This window comes from Sphingomonas sp. MJ1 (PH-R8), from assembly GCF_048058635.1.
GTDB lineage: Bacteria > Pseudomonadota > Alphaproteobacteria > Sphingomonadales > Sphingomonadaceae > Sphingomonas.
This window is the reverse complement of the sequence record NZ_JBBEFX010000001.1, coordinates 289380-307418: the sequence shown is the minus strand read 5'-3', so window position 1 is coordinate 307418 and position 18039 is coordinate 289380. Positions and strand designations below refer to the sequence as shown.

The following is an 18039-nucleotide window of genomic DNA, read 5'->3' as shown; positions in this document are numbered from 1 at the left end:
CACGACGCTCTGAACGCGAAATCCCCGGCCCATGCTGAAACGGCGAGGAAAGGCAGGCCCGCCGCTTCCCTCCCCATCCCCCTTTTGTCAACCCGCAGCACCGCCTATGGGCATGCGATGCACATCCATCCGTTGATCACCGACAGCGCCGCCCTTGCCGATCTGTGCGCACGTCTCGCCACTGCCGACTATGTCTGCGTCGACACCGAGTTCATGCGCGAGAACAGCTATTATCCAGAGCTGTGCCTGATCCAGATCGCCGACGACAAGGAAGCCGCCGCGGTCGACCCGATGGCGCCGGGCATCGACCTCAAGCCCCTGCTCGACCTGCTGGTCGAGAACGAGGACGTGCTGAAGGTCTTCCATGCTGGCGGGCAGGACCTGGAGATCGTCTACAACCTGACGGGCAAGACGCCCCACCCGCTGTTCGACACGCAGGTCGCGGCGATGGCGCTCGGTCAGGGCGAGCAGGTCGGCTACTCCAATCTCGTCGACGCCTATCTGGGCATCACCGTCGACAAGGGCGCGCGCTTCACCGACTGGAGCCGCCGTCCGCTCGACAGCCGGCAGCTGGATTACGCCATCGCCGATGTGACGCACCTGTCCAAGATCTTTCCCAAGATGCTCAACCGCCTCCGCAAGACCGGGCGCGGCGACTGGCTCGACGAGGAGATGGAGCGGATCGGAAATCCCTCCAACTATTTCAACGATCCCGATCTCGCCTGGCAGCGCATCCGCATCAACAGCCGCAAGCCCGAGGTGCTCGGCCGCCTGAAGGCGCTGGCCCGCTGGCGCGAACACGAAGCACAGGGCAAGGACCTGCCCCGCGGCCGCATCGTGAAGGACGAGACCATCGCCGACCTGGCCGGCAACCCGCCGAAGAAGCAGGCGGACCTTGCCAAGGTGCGCGGGCTCTCGGCCACCTGGGCGGGGAACGACATCGGGGGCCGCCTGATGGCGGCGTTGGCGGATGCGACGCCGCTCCCCGCGTCCGAGATGCCCGCCCGGGACGAGCGCGGGCCATCGCTGGGCAAGGAAGGGGCGCTCGTCGCCGACCTCCTCAAGCTGCTCCTGAAGATCCGCGCCCGCGACATCAACGTCGCCGCCCGCCTGCTCGCCCGTTCCGACGAGCTCGAAGCGCTGGCGGCGGGGCAGCGGGACAAGCTGCCCATTCTTCAGGGATGGCGCTATGAAGAGTTCGGGCGCGACGCCCTCGCGCTGGTGGAGGGCCGCATGGCGTTCTCGGTCGGAGGCGGCAAGCTCAAGATGACGTTGACGGAGACTGCAGAATGATCCGGTATCTCTTCCCGCTGGTGGCGCTTGCCGGCTGCACGCCTACCGTCGCGACGCAGGAGCCGTCGGCCCCGCCCGAGGCGGGTACCCTCGGCGAGGGTTTGTGCAAGATCGAGCCGCTCGCCGACCTGGTCGGCTCGCCCGCAAGCTCCGACCTGGCAGCGGAAGCGCTGCGCCGTTCCGGAGCGCGCGCGATGCGGTGGATCGCTCCCGACAGTGCAGTAACCATGGACTTCCGGCCCGACCGCCTCAACGTCGACATCGACGCCGGCGGCAAGGTCACTCGCTTCCGCTGCGGCTGACGGCGCTCCCTGCCGCGGCTTCCAGTCCGAAGGCCGCGGCAAGCGCTCGGTGGCGCTTTTCGACGGCCTCACCGTACAAGGCAGCATCCACCGGCGCGTAGCGCAGGAGAATGGCACGGCCGGCGCGTTCCAGACGCGTTCGGTTGAGCGGCGCTCCCAGGCCGCCGCTCAACCGTTGGCCCAGCCGGATTGCGAGCCCCCACCGCCGCGCCGTATCCAGCATCTCGGATCGGGCGAGCGTCGGGAGCGGTGCCGGCGAATCGCTTCCGCCCCCCAGCGCGGTGTGCAGCGCTTGCGCCACCAGCGCGCGGCCAGCCGGATCGATCGCCACCCATTGGCCATGCAGCGCGATTTCCACGCCGCGTTCGGCGCGGAAGTCCGGGTTGGCATGCCAACCGACATCGGCAAGGAGGCATGCGGCGTGGCGGAGCCGTGCCAGATCCGCGGGCTCGTCGGCGAACAGCGGTGCGATCCACTGGTTCAGCAGGTCGCCATGTTCTTCGAACCGCGAGAGCCGGCGACCTTCCTCACGTGCAGCCGCCAGCAGCGGATCCTCTCGCCGCGCTTCCGGATCGAGCGCCTGGTAGAGCAACCCCTCGCGAAGACCGAAGGAGGACGTCACGGTGCGTTCGCAGCCTAGGCCCGACAGCACCTCTGAGAGCAGCGCGGCTGCGTCCCCGAGCGTCGGGATCCGGCCCGAGGACAGGTTCGGCACCGCCTTCAGGTCCTGTTTGCTGGCGGTCGTCAGCATCGCCCCCAGCGTGCGGATGCGCGCCGCAGACATGGCATAGCCGTTGACGATCGGCAGCGGATACCGCGTCAGGTGCATGTCCCATTGGGTGAGTCCCCGCCAAGATCCTCCGACGAGGTAGAAGGGCAGTCCCGATCCCCGCCCCGCCCAGCCGCTGTTCTTCAGCACCCCGGCGATGTGGCGCGCCAAGGCGTCCTTTCCCTTTTCGCGGATGGCGGCGATCCGCAGGACACCCAAGGGGAAAGATGCCCGCTCACGCACCTCTCCGCCGGAGACCCGGACCAGTTCGAGGCTGCCGCCGCCCAGATCTCCCACGATGCCGTCCGCGTCGGGAAACGCGGACAGCACGCCATACCCCGATCCGATTGCCTCCGCTTCGCCCGGCAGGATCTCGACCTCAAGGCCTTCCGCCGCGGCAAGCGCGATCAGGTCGGACCCGTTGCTCGCGTCGCGGACCGCGGCAGTAGCGACGGTGCGGACTTCCGGAACCGCCATCTCCCGCGTCAGCCATGCAAAGCGCGCGAGGGCCGTTGCGGCCATCGCCATCGCCTTTCGATCGATGCTCCCAGTGCGGCTGAGGGAGCCGCCCAGGCCGGCCAACACTTTCTCGTTGAAGAGCACGGAGGGCAATCGTGGCGGCCCATTGTAGACCACTAGGCGAACGGAGTTCGAGCCGATGTCGATGATTGCGTTCCGCGCGGTCACGGGCGCGGCAGGCAACGCCGCAGGCGCGCGAAGGAGAGAAAGCAGCGCCATGGGTCAACCGTCCTGTTCGGTGAGATGCTGTCGCAGCGAAAGCTCCTGGGGCATGGTATCGTCGAGCGCCGCCCCACGCCCGGACAACGAGGGATTGGTCATGAAATAGCGGTGCAGGTTGAAGCCTGGGCCATCCACTTCCACCCGCTTGTAGCTGCCGTCCGGCCCCAGTTCCCAGCTCTGCTCCTCGTCGATCAGGTTGGCGAGCAGCACCTGGTCGAGCACCTGCTCGTGCACGGTGGGGTTGGTGATCGGCAGCAGATACTCCACCCGCCGATCAAAATTGCGCGGCATCCAGTCGGCCGACGAGATGAACAGCAGCGCCTCGTCGTTCGGCAGGGCGCTGCCGTTGCCGAAGGCCCAGATGCGGCTGTGCTCCAGAAAGCGGCCGACGATCGACTTGACGCGGATATTCTCCGACATGCCGGGAACCCGCGGCCGCAGGCAGCAGATGCCGCGGATCACCAACTCGATCTGCACCCCGGCGCAACTCGCCTCGTACAGTTTGTCGATCACCCTCGGATCGACCAGCGAGTTCATCTTCGCCCAGATCGCCCCCTCTCGACCCGCCTTCGCATGGCAGATCTCTTCCTCAATCAGTTCGATGAGGCGATCGCGCAGGTTGCGCGGCGAGATTGCGAGTCGCTCCAGATGTGCAGGCTCAACATAGCCGGTGATATAGTTGAACACCTGCACGGCATCGCGCCCGATCATTGGATCCGCCGTGAAGAAGCTCAGATCCGTGTAGATGCGCGCGGTGACCGGATGATAGTTGCCGGTGCCGAAATGGCAGTAGGTCCGCACCCCGCCGTCCTCGCGCCGCACGACCATCGAGATCTTCGCGTGCGTCTTCCAGTCGATGAAGCCGTAGACGACCTGGACGCCAGCGCGCTCGAGCGCCGATGCCCAATAGAGGTTCTGCTCCTCGTCGAACCGCGCCTTGAGCTCCACCACCGCGGTCACGGACTTACCCGCCTCTGCCGCCGCAATCAGTGCGCTGACGACAGCAGACTGCTTGCCCGCCCGATAGAGCGTCTGCTTGATCGCGAGGACGTCCGGGTCGGCAGCCGCCTGCTTCAGAAAGGCGAGCACCACATCGAAGGTCTCGTAAGGATGATGGACGACGATGTCCTTCGCCCGGATCGCTGCGAAACAGTCTCCGCCGAACTCCCGGATACGCTCCGGGAAGCGCGGACTGAACGGCGGAAACTTGAGCTCCGGGCGATCCTCCTCGACCAGGAGTGAGAGATCGCCGAGACCCAGGAAGCCACTCTTCTCGATGAGCAGCGCGTCGCTGCCCCCGAGTTCCTCCTTCAGGACGCTGAGCAGGCCGTCGCTGATCCCGCTTTCGACCTCCAGCCGAATGACACGTCCGCGCCGGCGCCGCTTAATTGCGGAGCGGAAGTAGAGAACCAGATCCTCCGCCTCTTCCTCCAGCTCGATATCGCTGTCGCGCAGCACGCGGAAATCGGCGGAGGCGCGAACTTCGTATCCGGGAAAAAGCAGCGAGGAGAAGCGCTTGATCAGCGTTTCTATCGCGACGTATCGGGCGGGCGTGCCGGGCAGACGGACGAAGCGCGGCGCCGCCGCCGGCAGAAGAACCAGTTCCCGCACCCGCACGCCATCGGCAATGCGGACGAGGTCGAAGATCACGCTCAAACCCTGGTTCGGGATGAACGGGAACGGGTGGGCCGGATCCAACGCCTGGGGCGTGATCATCGGAAACAGCTGTTCCTGGAAATGGCGGCGCAGCCACGCCTCCGCCTCGCCTGCGATCGCGTCGCTTTCAAGGACGAAGATGCCCGCCTCCCCAAGCGCTTCCGCAAGATCATCCCAGATCCGCTGCTGGCTCGCCACCAGCGCCGCCGCATCCTCGACGATCGCGGCAAGCTGTTGCGCTGGCGTGAGGCCGTCAATGGACTTGAGTTCGACGCCCTGCATCACCTGGCCCTTCAGGCCGGCAACGCGCACCATGAAGAACTCGTCCAGGTTGCTCGCGGAGATCGAGAGGAACCGCAGCCGTTCCAGTAGCGGATGCGCCGGGTTGCAGGCCTCCTCCAGCACCCGCCGATTGAACGCCAGCCAGGAGAGTTCGCGATTGAAATATCCTTGGCCGGTTTCCGTCACCTTCAAGCTCCCTCTTGTTCCACGCCTGCTGGCGGCGCGTTCGGAACCAGTCCCGCATTCGTCAGGACTGGCCGCGCCGTCGTGATGGAGAGGCGACGGTTCTGGCGCACCATCGCATCTTCCTCCAGCGCTTCGACAACGCCGAGGATGCTGATGTAGCTCCGTTCCACCCGGCGCGTGATCCAGTCGATCAATCCCGGTCCCGCGACGAGCTCCCGTCGCTCGAACAGATAGTCGAGCAGCGAGGCCACGAGCCGCGCGTCGGGAAGCCCCAGCGTCAACACCGGTGTTGCGCCGATCCGCGACCGGAGATCCGGGAGGCGAACGTCCCAGGCGGGGGGGGGCGCATCCGCGACCACCAGCAACGGTCGTCGTTCGGCCTGCGCACGGTTCCAGGCATGGAAGATATCGACCTCGCTCTGGCGTTCGGCATCATCGATGACGGTCCCACCGGTGCGCAGTGCGAAGAGCCGAGACAGCAAGGAACGACCGGACTTGCGGGGGCCGACCAACAGCGCGGCCATCACGGGCCAGGTGCCCCAATGTTCCAGGTGCTGGACGGCGTGCGCGTTGATGTCGCTCACCAGAAACTCGTCCGCCCGCGCGCCCACCGGCTGACCCAGCGGCAGGTCGAGCTGCATCATCCGCCGGTCGGTGCCGCCGGTGCGGCCGAGGGAGTGGGCGAAGGGGTGCCGGCGGCTCGGCGAATGCGCAGCACGCCCCCGCCCTGCGTCACCTGCCAGCCGCGCGCCTGCAAGGCCGCAGAAAGCACGGCGGGATCGCCGTCAAAGACGACTCGCATCACGGACACGCCACCCAGCGCGAGACTGGTGGTGACTGCGGAACGGACGCCGGCGATCGCGCGGACCGAAGCCTCCGACGATGCGAGCGCAGCAACGCCGGGCGTATCGAACTGGATCGAAAGCGTCGTGCGACCCTCCGGCGTGGTCGTGGCGACCTCCGGTCCCAGGTCCGCCGCCCCAGGCGCGGGTACGTTCACGGTCGGAAGTGGTTGGCCCGGCGGCGGTGCACTGAGCGCTGCATCGGTGCGCAAGGCGCCTTGGCGGAGCGCCTGCTGATAGGCCGCATCGATCCGGCGGACGCCTTCATCCAGCAGCGCGGGTAGCGCGTCGGTCCGCTCGACCCGCAGGGTGAACCGGGTGAGCACATGATGGTCGGGACCATAGCCTGCGGAGAAGTCGGCGATCACCGGACCGCCCGGCCATTGGCGCCGCAGCTTCACCTGCGGGATCAGGACGTCGGCTGCGCCATATTGATCGAGAATGGTGCGCCACCAGCCGCGGCCGCGGCGGCTTACCTGGCCGCCGTTCACCAGCAGCGCGTCGGGCCCGGTGCCGGTCAGCCGGACATAGTCGATGACGCTGTTGCCGGTGCGGAAGCGTGCCCACGCCTCCTGCCAGGGCGTGGCCCGCTCGAACACCGTCGCCGCGCCCCCGGATTCCTGAAGCGGTACGACCAGCAGCGCGGGCGAGCGGAGCGTCTCCCCGGCGACGCCGAGGATGGAGCCCGCGCGCCCACGATTGAACAGCACGCCCAGCTTTGCGACGTAACGGTTCGGTCCGATCTGCTCATTTTCGATGACGATTCCGCTCACCAGCGAGTCGAGCGCCGAATCGGAAAGCGAGCCCGGACGACCCGTCAGGCGCCGTGACAGCATGTCCCAGCCCTTGCGCTGCGCCAGCCGCCAGCCTGCGGTTCTCGCGGCTTCGGCATTGGGGCCGGCTACATCGACGGAGACGCCGGAAACCTCGAAACTACCGGAACTTGCGATGGGCGCGACGCCGCGGCCGCTGTCCTCGATCTGCGCGATCACGGTACCGCCGGTAGCAAGCAGCGCCACCAACAGGCCGGCACGCAGAGTTCGGGAAAAGCGCAAGCAAGGCATCGGCCGCCTTTTGACGAAGCGGGCGTGGAAATCCAAGCAGGATATGGCTAGTCGGTCGCCCATGAGCACCGAAGATGCGGGCGCGACGCCCTATACCTACGCCGGAGCCGGCGTTTCGATCGCCGCGGGCAATGCCCTGGTACGGGCCATCGCGCCGCTGGCGCGCTCGACCCGCCGCAGCGGGGCGGACGCCGACCTGGGCGGGTTCGGCGGCATCTTCGATCCGAAGGCGGCCGGGTTCAAGGATCCGCTCCTGGTGGCAGCGAACGATGGTGTCGGCACGAAGCTCAAGCTCGCGATCGAGCACAACGCCCATGATGGCGTCGGCATCGACCTGGTGGCGATGTGCGCCAACGACCTGATCGTCCAGGGCGCCGAGCCGCTGTTATTCCTCGACTACTACGCCAGCGGCAAGCTGGAGCCCGAGGTCGCCGAGCGCGTGATCGCCTCGATCGCAGAAGGCTGTCGGCAGGCAGGCTGCGCGCTGATTGGCGGGGAGACGGCCGAGATGCCGGGCATGTATGCCGCGGGCGACTATGACCTCGCGGGCTTTTGCGTCGGCGCGGTCGAGCGCGAGCAGTTGCTCACCAAGGGCCGTGTCCAGGTCGGCGACGTGATCCTGGGGCTCGCCTCCTCCGGCGTTCACTCGAACGGCTTCTCGCTGGTTCGCCGTTTGGCTGCCGACAAGGGCTGGAAGCTCGATCGGCCCGCCCTCTTCGACCAGGATCGGCTCCTGATCGACGCATTGATGGCGCCGACCCGCATCTACGTGAAGAGCCTGCTGCCGCTGCTGCGCGAGGAGCGAATCCACGGCTTGGCCCACATCACCGGCGGCGGCCTGCTCGAGAACATCCCGCGCGTGCTGCCCGACGGCTGCCACGCCCGCGTCGACGCCGACGCCTGGGAACAGCCGCGCCTGATGGCGTTCCTCCAGGCGCAGGGCGCGATCGAGCCGGAAGAGATGGCGCGGACCTTCAACTGCGGCATCGGCATGGCCGTGCTCGTCGCAGCACAAGAGGCGGACGGTATCACGGCAGCGCTGGAAGAAGCGGGCGAGCAGGTTTTCCGCATCGGCACGGTCGAAGCGGGTGACTGCGGTTGCACCGTGGTTGGAAGCGCCGGCACCTGGAGCGGGCGCAGCGCGTGGACGGCGACCCACCTTGGCTGAGAACGTCCGCCGCAAGCTCGGCATCCTCATCTCGGGTCGCGGCTCGAACATGGCGGCGCTGGTTGAGGCGGCCCACGCCCCGGATTGCCCGTTCGAAGTCGCGTTGGTGGCGAGCGACAAACCCGAAGCGGCCGGCCTTGCCTGGGCGGCCGAACAGGGCGTGGCGACCTTCGCGCAGAGCCCGAAGGGGATGCCGAAGGCCGAGTATGAAGCCCGCATCGACGCCGCACTTCGGAATGCCGGCGTCGAGTTGATCGCGCTGGCCGGCTATATGCGCCTCCTGTCCCCGGCGTTTGTGGAGCGTTGGGCGGGACGCATCCTCAACATCCACCCCTCGCTGCTGCCGAAGTACAAAGGGCTGGACACGCATGTCCGGGCGATCGAGGCGCGCGACGCGGTCGCCGGCTGCTCGGTGCACCTGGTGACCGAGGAGCTCGATGCCGGCACCGTGCTTGGTCAGGCCGAAGTACCCGTCAACCTCGGCGATACTGCCGAGGCACTTGCCGCACGGGTGCTGGTAGAAGAACATCGACTGTACCCACGGATCCTGGCGGAGTTCGTACGCAGCATGGCCGACACCCCCCTTGCCCGCGTCCGCAGCGTCGCGCTCGCCCTTCCCGAAGCGGAGGAGGAAAACGAAGGCGACACGTCGAGCTTCTCTGTCGACGGGACTGTCTTTGCGCGGATTACCGGCGACGGCGCCCTTGCGACCCGCAGCGAGAGCGGCTGGCGCACGCTCACACTCACCGAGGATGCCGATTGGACGGTGATCGGTGACGCGATCGCACGGGGCTGGGAGCTGTCTGCGCCCCAGGCATTGCTGGAGGCCGGCGGACGATGAGCGAACTCGGATGAGCGAGAAGCCGCGCAAGCGCTGGCGCTGGTTGACGCTGGCGGAGATCGTCGGCGTCGTCGCACTGGTCATTTCGGCGCTGACGCTCTGGAACAACGTCTCGCTGCGCAAGGACAGCCAGATCGAGCGCGAGGAAGAGGTGGCACGCCAGCGGGCGGCCACGGATGCCAGGGCACATGTCGCCCGGCTCGTGACGCTTGTCGGAACCCCGGGAAGCGACGGAAGCAGCCTGGAACTGAGCGATGCGAACCACAGGATCGAGCGGATCGAGGTTCAGTTTCCGCCCTCCCTCAAAGTGCCGTCGAAGGACGGCGTGCTGGATACCCGGATAGACGCGGAATGGATCGCGGAGCCGGTGCTCAAGCTCACCGATGGCGGCGCCGATACGATCCAGGGGCGCCTGCCCATCCGCATCGACAGCCACTATTGGGACGCAGACGTCCAGCGCGAGGACAGCGCCATCTATGAGCTGGTTTTCGCGACGGAGGGGCGCCTGCTGGGTGGCAGGACGCTGAAGCTGCAGGGGGTGGCGCTGAAGCAGCGGCATCCTGGGAGCAACTCGGCTGCGCTACTCGACCGGCTTTGGACGGCGGAACGGCGCCGCCTGGCCATTCCCACAAAGAAATAGGGCGCAGCTCCGTTCGGAGCCGCGCCCTCAATTCCGCTGGATCGCCGCCCATGCGGGCGGCGCCCCGATCAGCCGACGATTTCTTCCGGCTTGAAGAAGTAGGCGATCTCGATCGCGGCGTTCTCTTCCGAATCCGAACCATGAACCGAGTTCGCTTCGATCGACTCGGCCAGCTCCTTGCGGATCGTGCCCGGCTCGGCGTTCGCAGGGTTGGTCGCGCCCATGATGTCGCGGTTGCGCTTCACGGCGTCCTCACCCTCGAGCACCTGCACGACCACCGGGCCGGAGATCATGAAGGAGACCAGGTCGTTGAAGAACGGGCGCTCGCTGTGCACCGCGTAGAAGCCCTCGGCCTGTTCCTTGGTCATCTGGATGCGCTTGGACGCGACGACGCGCAGGCCGGCTTCCTCCAGCATCTTGGTGACGGCGCCCGTCAGGTTGCGGCGGGTTGCGTCGGGCTTGATGATCGAAAACGTGCGGGTCGCGGCCATGGCCGTACGGCTCCTTGAGATGATGGCTTGTTGGAAAGTCGCGGCTCCCTAGTCTCCATGCCGCTTTGATGCAAGCCGGAGCACCCCCGGCGCGGGTCAGGCCGCCTGTTCCCAGCGGCCGTTCTCGCCCTGCTTCCAGTATCGGCGCGAGACGTCGGCCCGGTCGCCAAGCGTACGCCATGCCTGGCGAGCCTCCACGATCCGTTCGTCGTCGAAGAAGTGGAAGGCTCGCTCGAATGCCAGCGCGCCGTCGCGCCATAGGCCGTCCGCAAGCGCGATGTTGCGGGCGCCGTTCGTGGGCTGGATGTCGCCCGCAATCAGCACAGGCTGGCGAGCGTCGCCCGGGCCACCCGCCTGTGCGTGCGGCAAGAAGCTTTCGGGCGCATAGGCCCACAGGCATCGGTCCAGCGCCTGCCGCGCCTCTTCATGCTCGGACACCACCAGCAGGCGACCGCCCCCCGCCACCACCCGCTCGGCGATGCGCGGCAACGCGCGCTCGAGCGGAAGCTGGGTAAGATGGTAGAAGTCGACCTGCATGGCGGTGGCGCGTCGCGATCAGCCTTCGAACTGGTCGCGCACGAAGCGGTCGAGCACGCGGACGCCAAATCCGGTCGCACCCTTGTCCCAAGCCACGCCGGGCTTGTCGGCCCAGACCATGCCTGCGATGTCGAGGTGCGCCCAGCGGACCTCCGGCTCGACGAAGCGGCCGATGAACTGGGCGGCGGTGATCGAGCCCGCGCCCCGGCCGCCGATGTTCTTCATGTCGGCGATCGGCGAATCGATCAGCTTGTCATACGCCGGCGACAGCGGGAATCGCCACAGCTTGTCGCCCGTCGCCTTGCCGGCGGCCAGCAGCTCGTCGGCGAGCGAGTCGTCGTTGGCGAACAGGCCGCCATGCTCGTTGCCCAGCGCGATGATCATCGCCCCGGTCAGCGTCGCCAGGTCGACGATGGTCTTCGGCTTGTGCGTGCGCTGGACCCACGTGATCGCGTCGCACAGCACCAGACGGCCTTCCGCGTCCGTGTTGAGAACCTCGATCGTCTGGCCGGACATGGAGGTGACGATGTCGCCGGGGCGCTGGGCGTTGCCGTCGGGCATGTTCTCGACCAGGCCGCACACACCGATGACGTTGGCCTTCGCCTTGCGCAGCGCCAGCGCCTTCATGGCGCCTGCCACGGCACCCGCGCCGCCCATGTCCCACTTCATGTCTTCCATGCCGGCACCCGGCTTCAGCGAGATGCCGCCGGTGTCGAAGGTCACGCCTTTGCCGACGAACGCAACGTCGACGTCGCCTTCGCCCTTCCCGTTCCAGCGCATGGTGAGCAACTGCGCCTCACGCACGGAGCCCTGGCTCACGCCGAGCAGCGCGCCCATGCCCAGATCCCGCATCGCGGCTTCATCAAGCACGGTGATCTCGACGCCGAGCTCCTCGAGATGACGGCAGCGCTCGACGAAGCTCTCCGGGTACAGCACGTTCGGCGGCTCGCTCACCAGGGTACGCGTGAGCGCCAGGCCACCCGTCAGCGCCTTGGCATCGGTCCAGGCAGCGTCGATCCCTTCCGGCGCGCCCACCACCTCGATCCGCTCCAGCGTCGGGCGCGCGCTTGCCGGCATGCGGGTCCGATAGACGTCATGGCGCCAGCTCCGCTGCTCGGCTGCGGCGAGCAGCCGCGCAACGGCGGTGGCGCCGGCCGTCGAGAGCGTCGAGAGGTCGATCACCAGCGCAGGGATGCCGGCGGTCAGGAAGCGCGCGGTCAAGGCGCCGCCGGCGCGTTCCAGGTCCTGTTCGGTGCCGCTGCCGGTGCCGAGCAGGATCACGCGCGCAGCCCCGTTCCCCTGCGGCACGAAGATCTCGGCGATCGTGCCGGGTTCCCCATCGAACCGTGCGCCCTCGGCTGCTCCCCGCACCAGTGCAGCCGTGGCGCTTTCCAGGCCCGCGTCGCCGAGCGAAGCAATGCCTGCTTTCCCGACCGGCAGCACCAGCGCCGCAGCATCTGCGGGCCGCGAGGAGATGAAACGGATCTGCATCGATAATGTCCCTGTGGTGGAATCGGGCGCCGGACGGCGAGCCGCACCCTTAGGCCAGGCGCGGCACGCACGCAAAGCGACTGGAGGGCGATTGCGGTTCCCGAAAGCGGATGCGATAGGGCCGGTTCATGGATCGCCCCGCGAGCCGCGGCCGCCGCATGGAGAGTAGTTCTAGGTGAAGCGTAGCGTCCTCCTCCTGTCCGGCGCGGTGCAGTTCTGGCTGGCGTTCGGCGGCGCCTCCGCCATGGCGCAGGATCTTCAGGACCGGCCGGTGCCACCGCCGCCGCCCGAAGCCGCGGCAGCGCCAGCCTCCGAGGATGAAATCCGCTTCACCGCGGACCGGCTCGACTATGACACCGAGGCCGATGTGGTCACGGCGACCGGCGACGTGCGGATGTTCCGCCAAGGCGACCGGCTGCGCGCCGACCGGGTCAGCTGGAACCGCAAATCGGGCCAGGTCGTGGCCGAGGGGAACATCGCGGTCACCAACCCGGAGGGCGACACGGCCTATGGCGATCGCATCGAGCTGACCGACTCGTTGAAGGACGGCCTGATCCAGAACATGCTGGTCGTGCTGGACGAGGGCGGCCGGATCGCCGCCCAGCGCGGCAGCCGCGACGCCGGCGGCGTGATCCAGGTCGAGCAGGCCGCCTACAGCCCGTGTGCCGTGACGGATTCCGAAGGCTGCCCCAAGCAACCCTCGTGGCAGATCACCGCCGTTCGGGTGACCTACAATCCGACGGATCATCGCATCCGCTACTCCGGCGCGCAGCTGAAGCTGTTCAATCTGCCGGGCATTCCCCTCCCCGCGTTCAGCCATTCGGTAGGTGGCGGGAGCGCGGGCGGCGTGCTCACCCCATCGTTCCGGATCGACCGGGTGAACGGGGTCGAGGTGGCAGTCCCCTATTACTTCGCGCTCGCGCCGAACCGCGACCTGACCATCACGCCACACATCTTCACCTCGGTTCTGCCGATGCTGGAGGCGGAATACCGGCAGCTCACCGAAACCGGGGCGCTGCGGGTGATCGGATACGGAACCTATAGTCGCCGGAGCGACGAGGTTCTGGACAGCGGGGAGACGGTGAACAGCGAGCGCTCCTTCCGCGGCTATATCGACGCTGTGGGCAGGTTCCAGCTCGATCCCAACTGGAGCGTGAGCGGATCGCTGCGCCTTCAGACCGACGACACGTTCCTGCGTCGGTACGACATCTCCCGCGAAGACCGGCTCCGCAACAACCTGAAGGTCGAGCGGATCGACGAGAATAGCTACCTCTCGATCGATGGCTGGGCGGTGCAGACGATGCGCACCGGGGACAACCAGAAGATGCAGCCGATCGCCCTTCCCGCGATCGACTATCGGCGGCGGATCGAAGGAATCGGCGGGGGCGTCCTGCAGCTTCAGGCGAACTCACTCGCGCTGTTCCGCAAGGAGGGCCAGGATACGCAGCGCGCCTTTGCATCCGCGCAGTGGGATCTGCGGCGCATCACGGACTGGGGGCAGCAGATAACGTTGACCGCCTATGCCCGCGGGGACATCTACAACGCGAACGATACGCTGGAGACGATCGTCGCCAGCTACCGCGGCAACGAGGGCGTGAGCACGCGCGCGATCGGCGCCGTCGCCATCGACGTGCAATGGCCCTTCGTCGGAGAGGTCTTCGGCGGTACCCAGCGGATCACGCCGCGATTGCAGGCGGTGGTGTCGCCGCATGTCGCCAACCTTTCGGTTCCGAACGAAGACGCGCGCGCGGTCGATCTCGAGGACTCCAATCTCTTCGCGCTCAATCGCTTCCCCGGCTACGACCGGTTCGAGGACTCGACGCGGTTTACCTACGGCATCGACTACGCGCTCAACCTGCCGGGCGTGGAAATCAACGCGACCGTGGGGCAAAGCTATCGCCTCTCGAACCGTGAGACGATCCTTCCGGATGGCACAGGGTTGGATGATCGCCTGTCCGATATCGTCGGGCGGACCGAGGTCCGTTTCCGCGACTTCGTGCAGTTCACGCACCGCTATCGTCTCGACAAGGACGGACTGGCCGTGCGCCGCAACGAAGTCGACGCGACGATCGGCTCGCGCAAGACGTACCTCCTGCTGGGCTATCTCCGGCTGAACCGCGATATCGATGCGGTCGAGGACTTGCTGGACCGCGAGGAGGCTCGAGTGGGCGCCCGGGTGCAGTTTGCACCCTTCTGGTCCGTGTTCGGCTCCGCGACCGTCGATCTTACCGACCGCAGCGAGGACGTCCTCTCCGCGGCGGACGGCTTCGATCCGATCCGGCACCGGATCGGCGTCACCTATGAAGACGATTGCCTGCGGCTGGGCGCCACCTGGAAGCGGGACTATCAGGACAACGGCGATGCGCGCGGCGGCAACAGCTACTTGCTGACGCTGGCATTCAAGAACCTGGGCCGCTAAGCCCCTGTTCAGGGACGTGCGGGCAAGGTGAGCGCTGGATTGTGCCCCTGTCGCGCCGGATGGTTGATGAGGTTGAACACCAGGTGATCAAGAATTTCGTGAACGGGCGCCGCTTCCGGAATGCCGCCACGCTGCTGCTGCTCGCCGGTGCGGCGACCGCATCGACGCTTTCTGCACAGGTCGTGCCCGACGACCAGGCGAGCCCCGCGGCGAACCTCAACCTTCCTCAAAATCCGACCATCTTCGGCAAGCAGGATCCGAACGTCCGCAAGGCTACGGCGATCGTCAACAATGCGGTTCTGACCGGTACCGACGTGGACCAGCGCATCGCGCTCGTCGTGGCGCTCAACAACATCAAGCTGAGCCCGGAGGATCGCGACCAGCTGCGCCTGCAGATCGTCCGCCAGCTGATCGACGAGACGCTGCAGATCCAGGAAGCCAAGAACAACGACATCACCGTCACGACGACGGAGATCGACCAGGGCTTTGCCCGCGTCGCGCGCAACTTCAAGCGGACGCCGGACCAGATGCGTGCCTACCTGCGCCAGGTCGGTTCGTCGGAAAAGTCGATGAAGCGCCAGATCGAGGGGGAGCTTGCCTGGAGCCGCCTCCTGCGCAGCCGCGTGGAGCCATTCATCAACGTCGGTGACGAAGAGGTGAAGGCGATCCTGGACCGCCTGGAAGCGGCCAAGGGCACCGACGAGTATCACCTGAAGGAAATCTATCTTTCGGCCACGCCGGATCGAGAGGCGGAGGTGATCGACGCGAGCCGCAAGATCATCGAGCAGATTCGCAAGGGTGCACCGTTCGAGTATTTCGCCTCGAACTTCTCCGAAGCGTCGACGCGTGCGGTGCAGGGAGATTTGGGCTGGATCCGCCTTGCCACCCTGCCGGCGCCGCTCGCCCAGGCAGCGCAGGGCATGGAAGTGGGCCAGATCGCAGGCCCGATCCAGACGCCGGGCGGCTTCTCGATCTTGTATCTGACCGACAAGCGCCAGGTACTGATGGCCGATCCGCGCGACGCGCGCCTCAGCTTGCGGCAGCTCACCAAGAACTTCCCCGCGGGCACGAGCCAGGCACAGGCGACGAAGCTCGCCGCACAGTTCGCAGAGGCGACCAGCAAGATCCGCGGCTGCGGCGAAGTCAGCAAGGTCGCGAGCGACCTCGGCGTGGAAGTCGTGGACAATGACTCGGTGCGCGTCCGGGACCTGCCGCCGGCGCTTCAGGACCTGATGGTGAAGCTGCAAGTCGGCGAAGCCACCCAACCGTTCGGTAGCCCGAGCGAGGGCGTGCGGGTGCTGGTGCTGTGCGGCCGCGATGACAGCCGCACCGCCAGCCTGCCCTCCGCTGAAGCCGTCCAGCAGCAAGTCGAGCAGGAGCGCGTGAACCTGCGTGCCCAGCGCATGCTGCGCGACCTGCGTCGCGACGCCATCGTGGAGTATCGCTGATCCCTAGCGCGATGCCTTCCAGCCAGCGGCCGCCCGAGCTTCCCCCGCTGGCCGTCTCGATGGGCGATCCGGCCGGGATCGGGCCGGAGATCATTGCCAAGGCCTGGAGCGCGCGGGCGCCGCATATGCTCCCGCCGTTCTTCGCGGTCGGCGATCCGCGCGCGGTGTCGCAGGTCTGGGATGGCCCCGTCGTTGCCATCAGCGACCCGCATGAGGCGACTGCCGCGTTCGGCAACGGGCTTCCGGTGATCGCGGCGGCGGATGCTGGCGAGGTCGTTCCCGGGGCGCCCGACATCGACGGTGCACGGTGCGCGCTTCAATCGCTGGAGCTGGCGGCCGGCCTCGCCCGATCGGGAGCCGCCAGCGCGGTGATCACCGGGCCGGTTTCCAAAAAGCAGCTGTACGACATCGGGTTTACCTATCCCGGCCAGACGGAGTTCGTGGCGGAGCGGTGCGGCGTCGCGCATGAGAACGCAGTGATGATGCTCGCCGGCCCTACCCTCCGGGTAGTTCCGATCACCACGCACATCCCGCTGCGGAGTGTTGCGAATACGATCAGCATCGAGTTGATCGTCGCCAAGGCGCGCGCCACGGCTCGGGGCCTCCAGCGGAACTTCGGCATCCTGAAGCCGCGCCTGGCCTTCGCCGGGTTCAATCCGCATGCCGGAGAAGGTGGTGCGATTGGTAGTGAGGAGATCGACTTCCTGATCCCCGCCATCGAACAGCTTCAGGCAGAAGGCATCGACGCGGTCGGCCCGTATGCAGCGGATACCATGTTCCACCCCCGTGCGCGCGCACTCTACGACGTGGCGCTGTGCCTCTATCACGACCAGGCGCTGATCCCGATCAAGACCCTCCACTTCGATGAGGGCGTGAACATGACCCTCGGCCTCCCCATCGTACGCACGTCGCCGGATCACGGCACCGCGTTCGGGATCGCCGGACGCAATGAGGCGGAACCGGGAGCGATGATCGCAGCGATCCGCATGGCTGCACAGGCCGCAGCCGTGCGGCGCACCAGCGCCTGCCAGTAGCATCCATGGACACGCTGCCCCCGCTCCGGGAGGTTATCCGCCGCCACGGTCTGAGCGCAAGCAAGGCGCTCGGCCAGAACTTCCTGTTCGACGGGCAGCTTCTGGCCCGGATCGCTCGTGTGCCAGGTGATCTCGCCGGGCAGGCAGTGCTCGAAGTCGGCCCTGGGCCAGGCGGGCTGACCCGCGCTCTGCTCGCTGCCGGAGCAAAGGTGACGGCGATCGAGCGCGACCATCGCTGCATCCCTGCCCTCCAGGAGCTGTCCGAGGCCTACCCGGGCAAGCTCCGGCTCATCGAGGGGGACGCGCTGGAGATCGACGCGCCGGCGCTGTTCGAAGGCCGCCCGCATATCGTCTCTAACCTGCCGTACAATGTCGGCACGGCGCTGCTGATCGGCTGGCTCTCGTCGGAGTGGTCTCCCTGGTGGCAGAGCCTGACGCTGATGTTCCAGAAGGAAGTCGCCGAGCGCATCGTCTCGCAGGCAGGTGAGGAAGCCTATGGCCGACTGGCAGTCCTCGCGCAGTGGCGATCGACGGCGCGTATCGCGATGCCGGTGCATCGCTCCGCCTTTACCCCGCCGCCCAAGGTGATGTCCGCCGTGGTGCACATCCTTCCTGCCGAGATGCCGGAGGGTGTGCGATTGGCGACGCTGGAGCGGATCACCGCTGCCGCATTCGGGCAGCGTCGCAAGATGCTTCGGCAGAGCCTGAAGCCGGTCGCCGGCGCACTCGACGCAGCCGAGCGCATCGGGATCGACGTCACCCGGCGTGCGGAAACGGTCCGGGCGGAGGAGTTCGTTGCCCTGGCGCGGGCGCTCGACGCGCCGGCGAGCTGATC

16 protein-coding genes are annotated in these 18039 nt (G+C 67.2%); 9 read left to right on the top strand and 7 right to left on the bottom strand.

Going from position 1 to position 18039, the window contains the following annotated elements; translation table 11 throughout:
- Positions 1 to 117: 117 nt before the first annotated feature.
- Positions 118 to 1293: a ribonuclease D gene (rnd, locus tag VPH46_RS01430; RefSeq protein WP_416608244.1), complete on the top strand. Its 1176-nt coding sequence runs from the start codon at positions 118 to 120 to the stop codon at positions 1291 to 1293.
- Positions 1290 to 1595, top strand: coding sequence for an I78 family peptidase inhibitor (locus VPH46_RS01425; protein ID WP_416608242.1), 306 nt, complete (start codon positions 1290 to 1292; stop codon positions 1593 to 1595). Before rnd ends, VPH46_RS01425 begins: the two co-directional genes overlap by 4 nt.
- Here VPH46_RS01425 and VPH46_RS01420 read toward each other — a convergent pair.
- The 4 genes from VPH46_RS01420 to VPH46_RS01405 are packed head-to-tail and all read right to left on the bottom strand — an operon-like array spanning position 1573 to position 7090.
- The gene (locus VPH46_RS01420) at positions 1573 to 3102 is read right to left on the bottom strand and encodes a Ppx/GppA family phosphatase (protein ID WP_416608240.1); all 1530 of its coding nucleotides are present in this window, start codon (positions 3100 to 3102) and stop codon (positions 1573 to 1575) included. The two genes, VPH46_RS01425 and VPH46_RS01420, sit on opposite strands and share 23 nt — an antisense overlap.
- A gap of 3 nt (positions 3103 to 3105) precedes the next feature.
- Positions 3106 to 5229: an RNA degradosome polyphosphate kinase gene (locus VPH46_RS01415; protein ID WP_239434765.1), complete on the bottom strand. Its 2124-nt coding sequence runs from the start codon at positions 5227 to 5229 to the stop codon at positions 3106 to 3108.
- A gap of 2 nt (positions 5230 to 5231) precedes the next feature.
- A complete protein-coding gene (locus tag VPH46_RS01410) occupies positions 5232 to 5873 on the bottom strand; it encodes a chromosomal replication initiator DnaA (protein WP_132883851.1) in 642 nt (213 codons plus the stop codon).
- Complete coding sequence (locus VPH46_RS01405) at positions 5870 to 7090, bottom strand: heavy-metal-associated domain-containing protein (RefSeq protein ID WP_416608237.1); 1221 nt, start codon at positions 7088 to 7090, stop codon at positions 5870 to 5872. The genes VPH46_RS01410 and VPH46_RS01405 overlap by 4 nt, the downstream gene beginning before the upstream one ends.
- A 106-nt stretch (positions 7091 to 7196) precedes the next feature.
- Between VPH46_RS01405 and purM the strand changes: the two genes are divergently transcribed.
- The 3 genes from purM to VPH46_RS01390 are packed head-to-tail and all read left to right on the top strand — an operon-like array spanning position 7197 to position 9784.
- Positions 7197 to 8303: a phosphoribosylformylglycinamidine cyclo-ligase gene (purM, locus tag VPH46_RS01400; RefSeq protein WP_416608235.1), complete on the top strand. Its 1107-nt coding sequence runs from the start codon at positions 7197 to 7199 to the stop codon at positions 8301 to 8303.
- Positions 8296 to 9144, top strand: a complete 849-nt coding sequence (purN, locus tag VPH46_RS01395; RefSeq protein WP_416608233.1) for a phosphoribosylglycinamide formyltransferase — start codon at positions 8296 to 8298, stop codon at positions 9142 to 9144. Before purM ends, purN begins: the two co-directional genes overlap by 8 nt.
- 10 nt (positions 9145 to 9154) lie before the next feature.
- The gene (locus VPH46_RS01390; protein WP_416608231.1) at positions 9155 to 9784 is read left to right on the top strand and encodes a hypothetical protein; all 630 of its coding nucleotides are present in this window, start codon (positions 9155 to 9157) and stop codon (positions 9782 to 9784) included.
- A 68-nt stretch (positions 9785 to 9852) separates the two neighbouring features.
- On the opposite strand, the gene ndk is transcribed toward VPH46_RS01390, so the two are convergent.
- The 3 genes from ndk to VPH46_RS01375 all read right to left on the bottom strand — a co-directional run bounded on the left by ndk (position 9853) and on the right by VPH46_RS01375 (position 12303).
- Positions 9853 to 10275: a nucleoside-diphosphate kinase gene (ndk, locus tag VPH46_RS01385; protein ID WP_125959627.1), complete on the bottom strand. Its 423-nt coding sequence runs from the start codon at positions 10273 to 10275 to the stop codon at positions 9853 to 9855.
- Positions 10276 to 10371: 96 nt separating this feature from the next.
- Positions 10372 to 10812 carry a DNA polymerase III subunit chi gene (locus VPH46_RS01380; RefSeq protein ID WP_416608229.1) on the bottom strand — a complete coding sequence of 147 codons (441 nt, stop codon included), beginning with the start codon at positions 10810 to 10812 and terminating at the stop codon, positions 10372 to 10374.
- An 18-nt stretch (positions 10813 to 10830) separates the two neighbouring features.
- Complete coding sequence (locus VPH46_RS01375; protein WP_416608227.1) at positions 10831 to 12303, bottom strand: leucyl aminopeptidase; 1473 nt, start codon at positions 12301 to 12303, stop codon at positions 10831 to 10833.
- Between the two features lie 175 nt (positions 12304 to 12478).
- Between VPH46_RS01375 and VPH46_RS01370 the strand changes: the two genes are divergently transcribed.
- From VPH46_RS01370 to rsmA, 4 genes are read left to right on the top strand one after another with little or no spacing between them, the layout of a single operon-like run.
- A complete protein-coding gene (locus VPH46_RS01370; RefSeq protein WP_416608225.1) occupies positions 12479 to 14722 on the top strand; it encodes an LPS-assembly protein LptD in 2244 nt (747 codons plus the stop codon).
- 59 nt (positions 14723 to 14781) lie between these two features.
- Positions 14782 to 16170 carry a peptidylprolyl isomerase gene (locus tag VPH46_RS01365; RefSeq protein ID WP_416608223.1) on the top strand — a complete coding sequence of 463 codons (1389 nt, stop codon included), beginning with the start codon at positions 14782 to 14784 and terminating at the stop codon, positions 16168 to 16170.
- An 11-nt stretch (positions 16171 to 16181) separates the two neighbouring features.
- Complete coding sequence (gene pdxA, locus VPH46_RS01360) at positions 16182 to 17204, top strand: 4-hydroxythreonine-4-phosphate dehydrogenase PdxA (RefSeq protein WP_416608221.1); 1023 nt, start codon at positions 16182 to 16184, stop codon at positions 17202 to 17204.
- A gap of 5 nt (positions 17205 to 17209) precedes the next feature.
- The gene (rsmA, locus tag VPH46_RS01355; RefSeq protein ID WP_416608219.1) at positions 17210 to 18037 is read left to right on the top strand and encodes a 16S rRNA (adenine(1518)-N(6)/adenine(1519)-N(6))-dimethyltransferase RsmA; all 828 of its coding nucleotides are present in this window, start codon (positions 17210 to 17212) and stop codon (positions 18035 to 18037) included.
- Positions 18038 to 18039: the final 2 nt, after the last annotated feature.

Coding starts and splice junctions, on each gene's coding strand:
- VPH46_RS01425 (WP_416608242.1), top strand. CDS start 1,290: ATGATCCGGTATCTCTTCCCGCTGGTGGCGCTTGCCGGCTGCACGCCT.
- rsmA (WP_416608219.1), top strand. CDS start 17,210: ATGGACACGCTGCCCCCGCTCCGGGAGGTTATCCGCCGCCACGGTCTG.
- pdxA (WP_416608221.1), top strand. CDS start 16,182: ATGCCTTCCAGCCAGCGGCCGCCCGAGCTTCCCCCGCTGGCCGTCTCG.
- rnd (WP_416608244.1), top strand. CDS start 118: ATGCACATCCATCCGTTGATCACCGACAGCGCCGCCCTTGCCGATCTG.
- VPH46_RS01380 (WP_416608229.1), bottom strand. CDS start 10,812: ATGCAGGTCGACTTCTACCATCTTACCCAGCTTCCGCTCGAGCGCGCG.
- VPH46_RS01420 (WP_416608240.1), bottom strand. CDS start 3,102: ATGGCGCTGCTTTCTCTCCTTCGCGCGCCTGCGGCGTTGCCTGCCGCG.
- ndk (WP_125959627.1), bottom strand. CDS start 10,275: ATGGCCGCGACCCGCACGTTTTCGATCATCAAGCCCGACGCAACCCGC.
- purM (WP_416608235.1), top strand. CDS start 7,197: ATGAGCACCGAAGATGCGGGCGCGACGCCCTATACCTACGCCGGAGCC.
- VPH46_RS01410 (WP_132883851.1), bottom strand. CDS start 5,873: ATGATGCAGCTCGACCTGCCGCTGGGTCAGCCGGTGGGCGCGCGGGCG.
- VPH46_RS01375 (WP_416608227.1), bottom strand. CDS start 12,303: ATGCAGATCCGTTTCATCTCCTCGCGGCCCGCAGATGCTGCGGCGCTG.
- VPH46_RS01365 (WP_416608223.1), top strand. CDS start 14,782: ATGGTTGATGAGGTTGAACACCAGGTGATCAAGAATTTCGTGAACGGG.
- VPH46_RS01390 (WP_416608231.1), top strand. CDS start 9,155: ATGAGCGAGAAGCCGCGCAAGCGCTGGCGCTGGTTGACGCTGGCGGAG.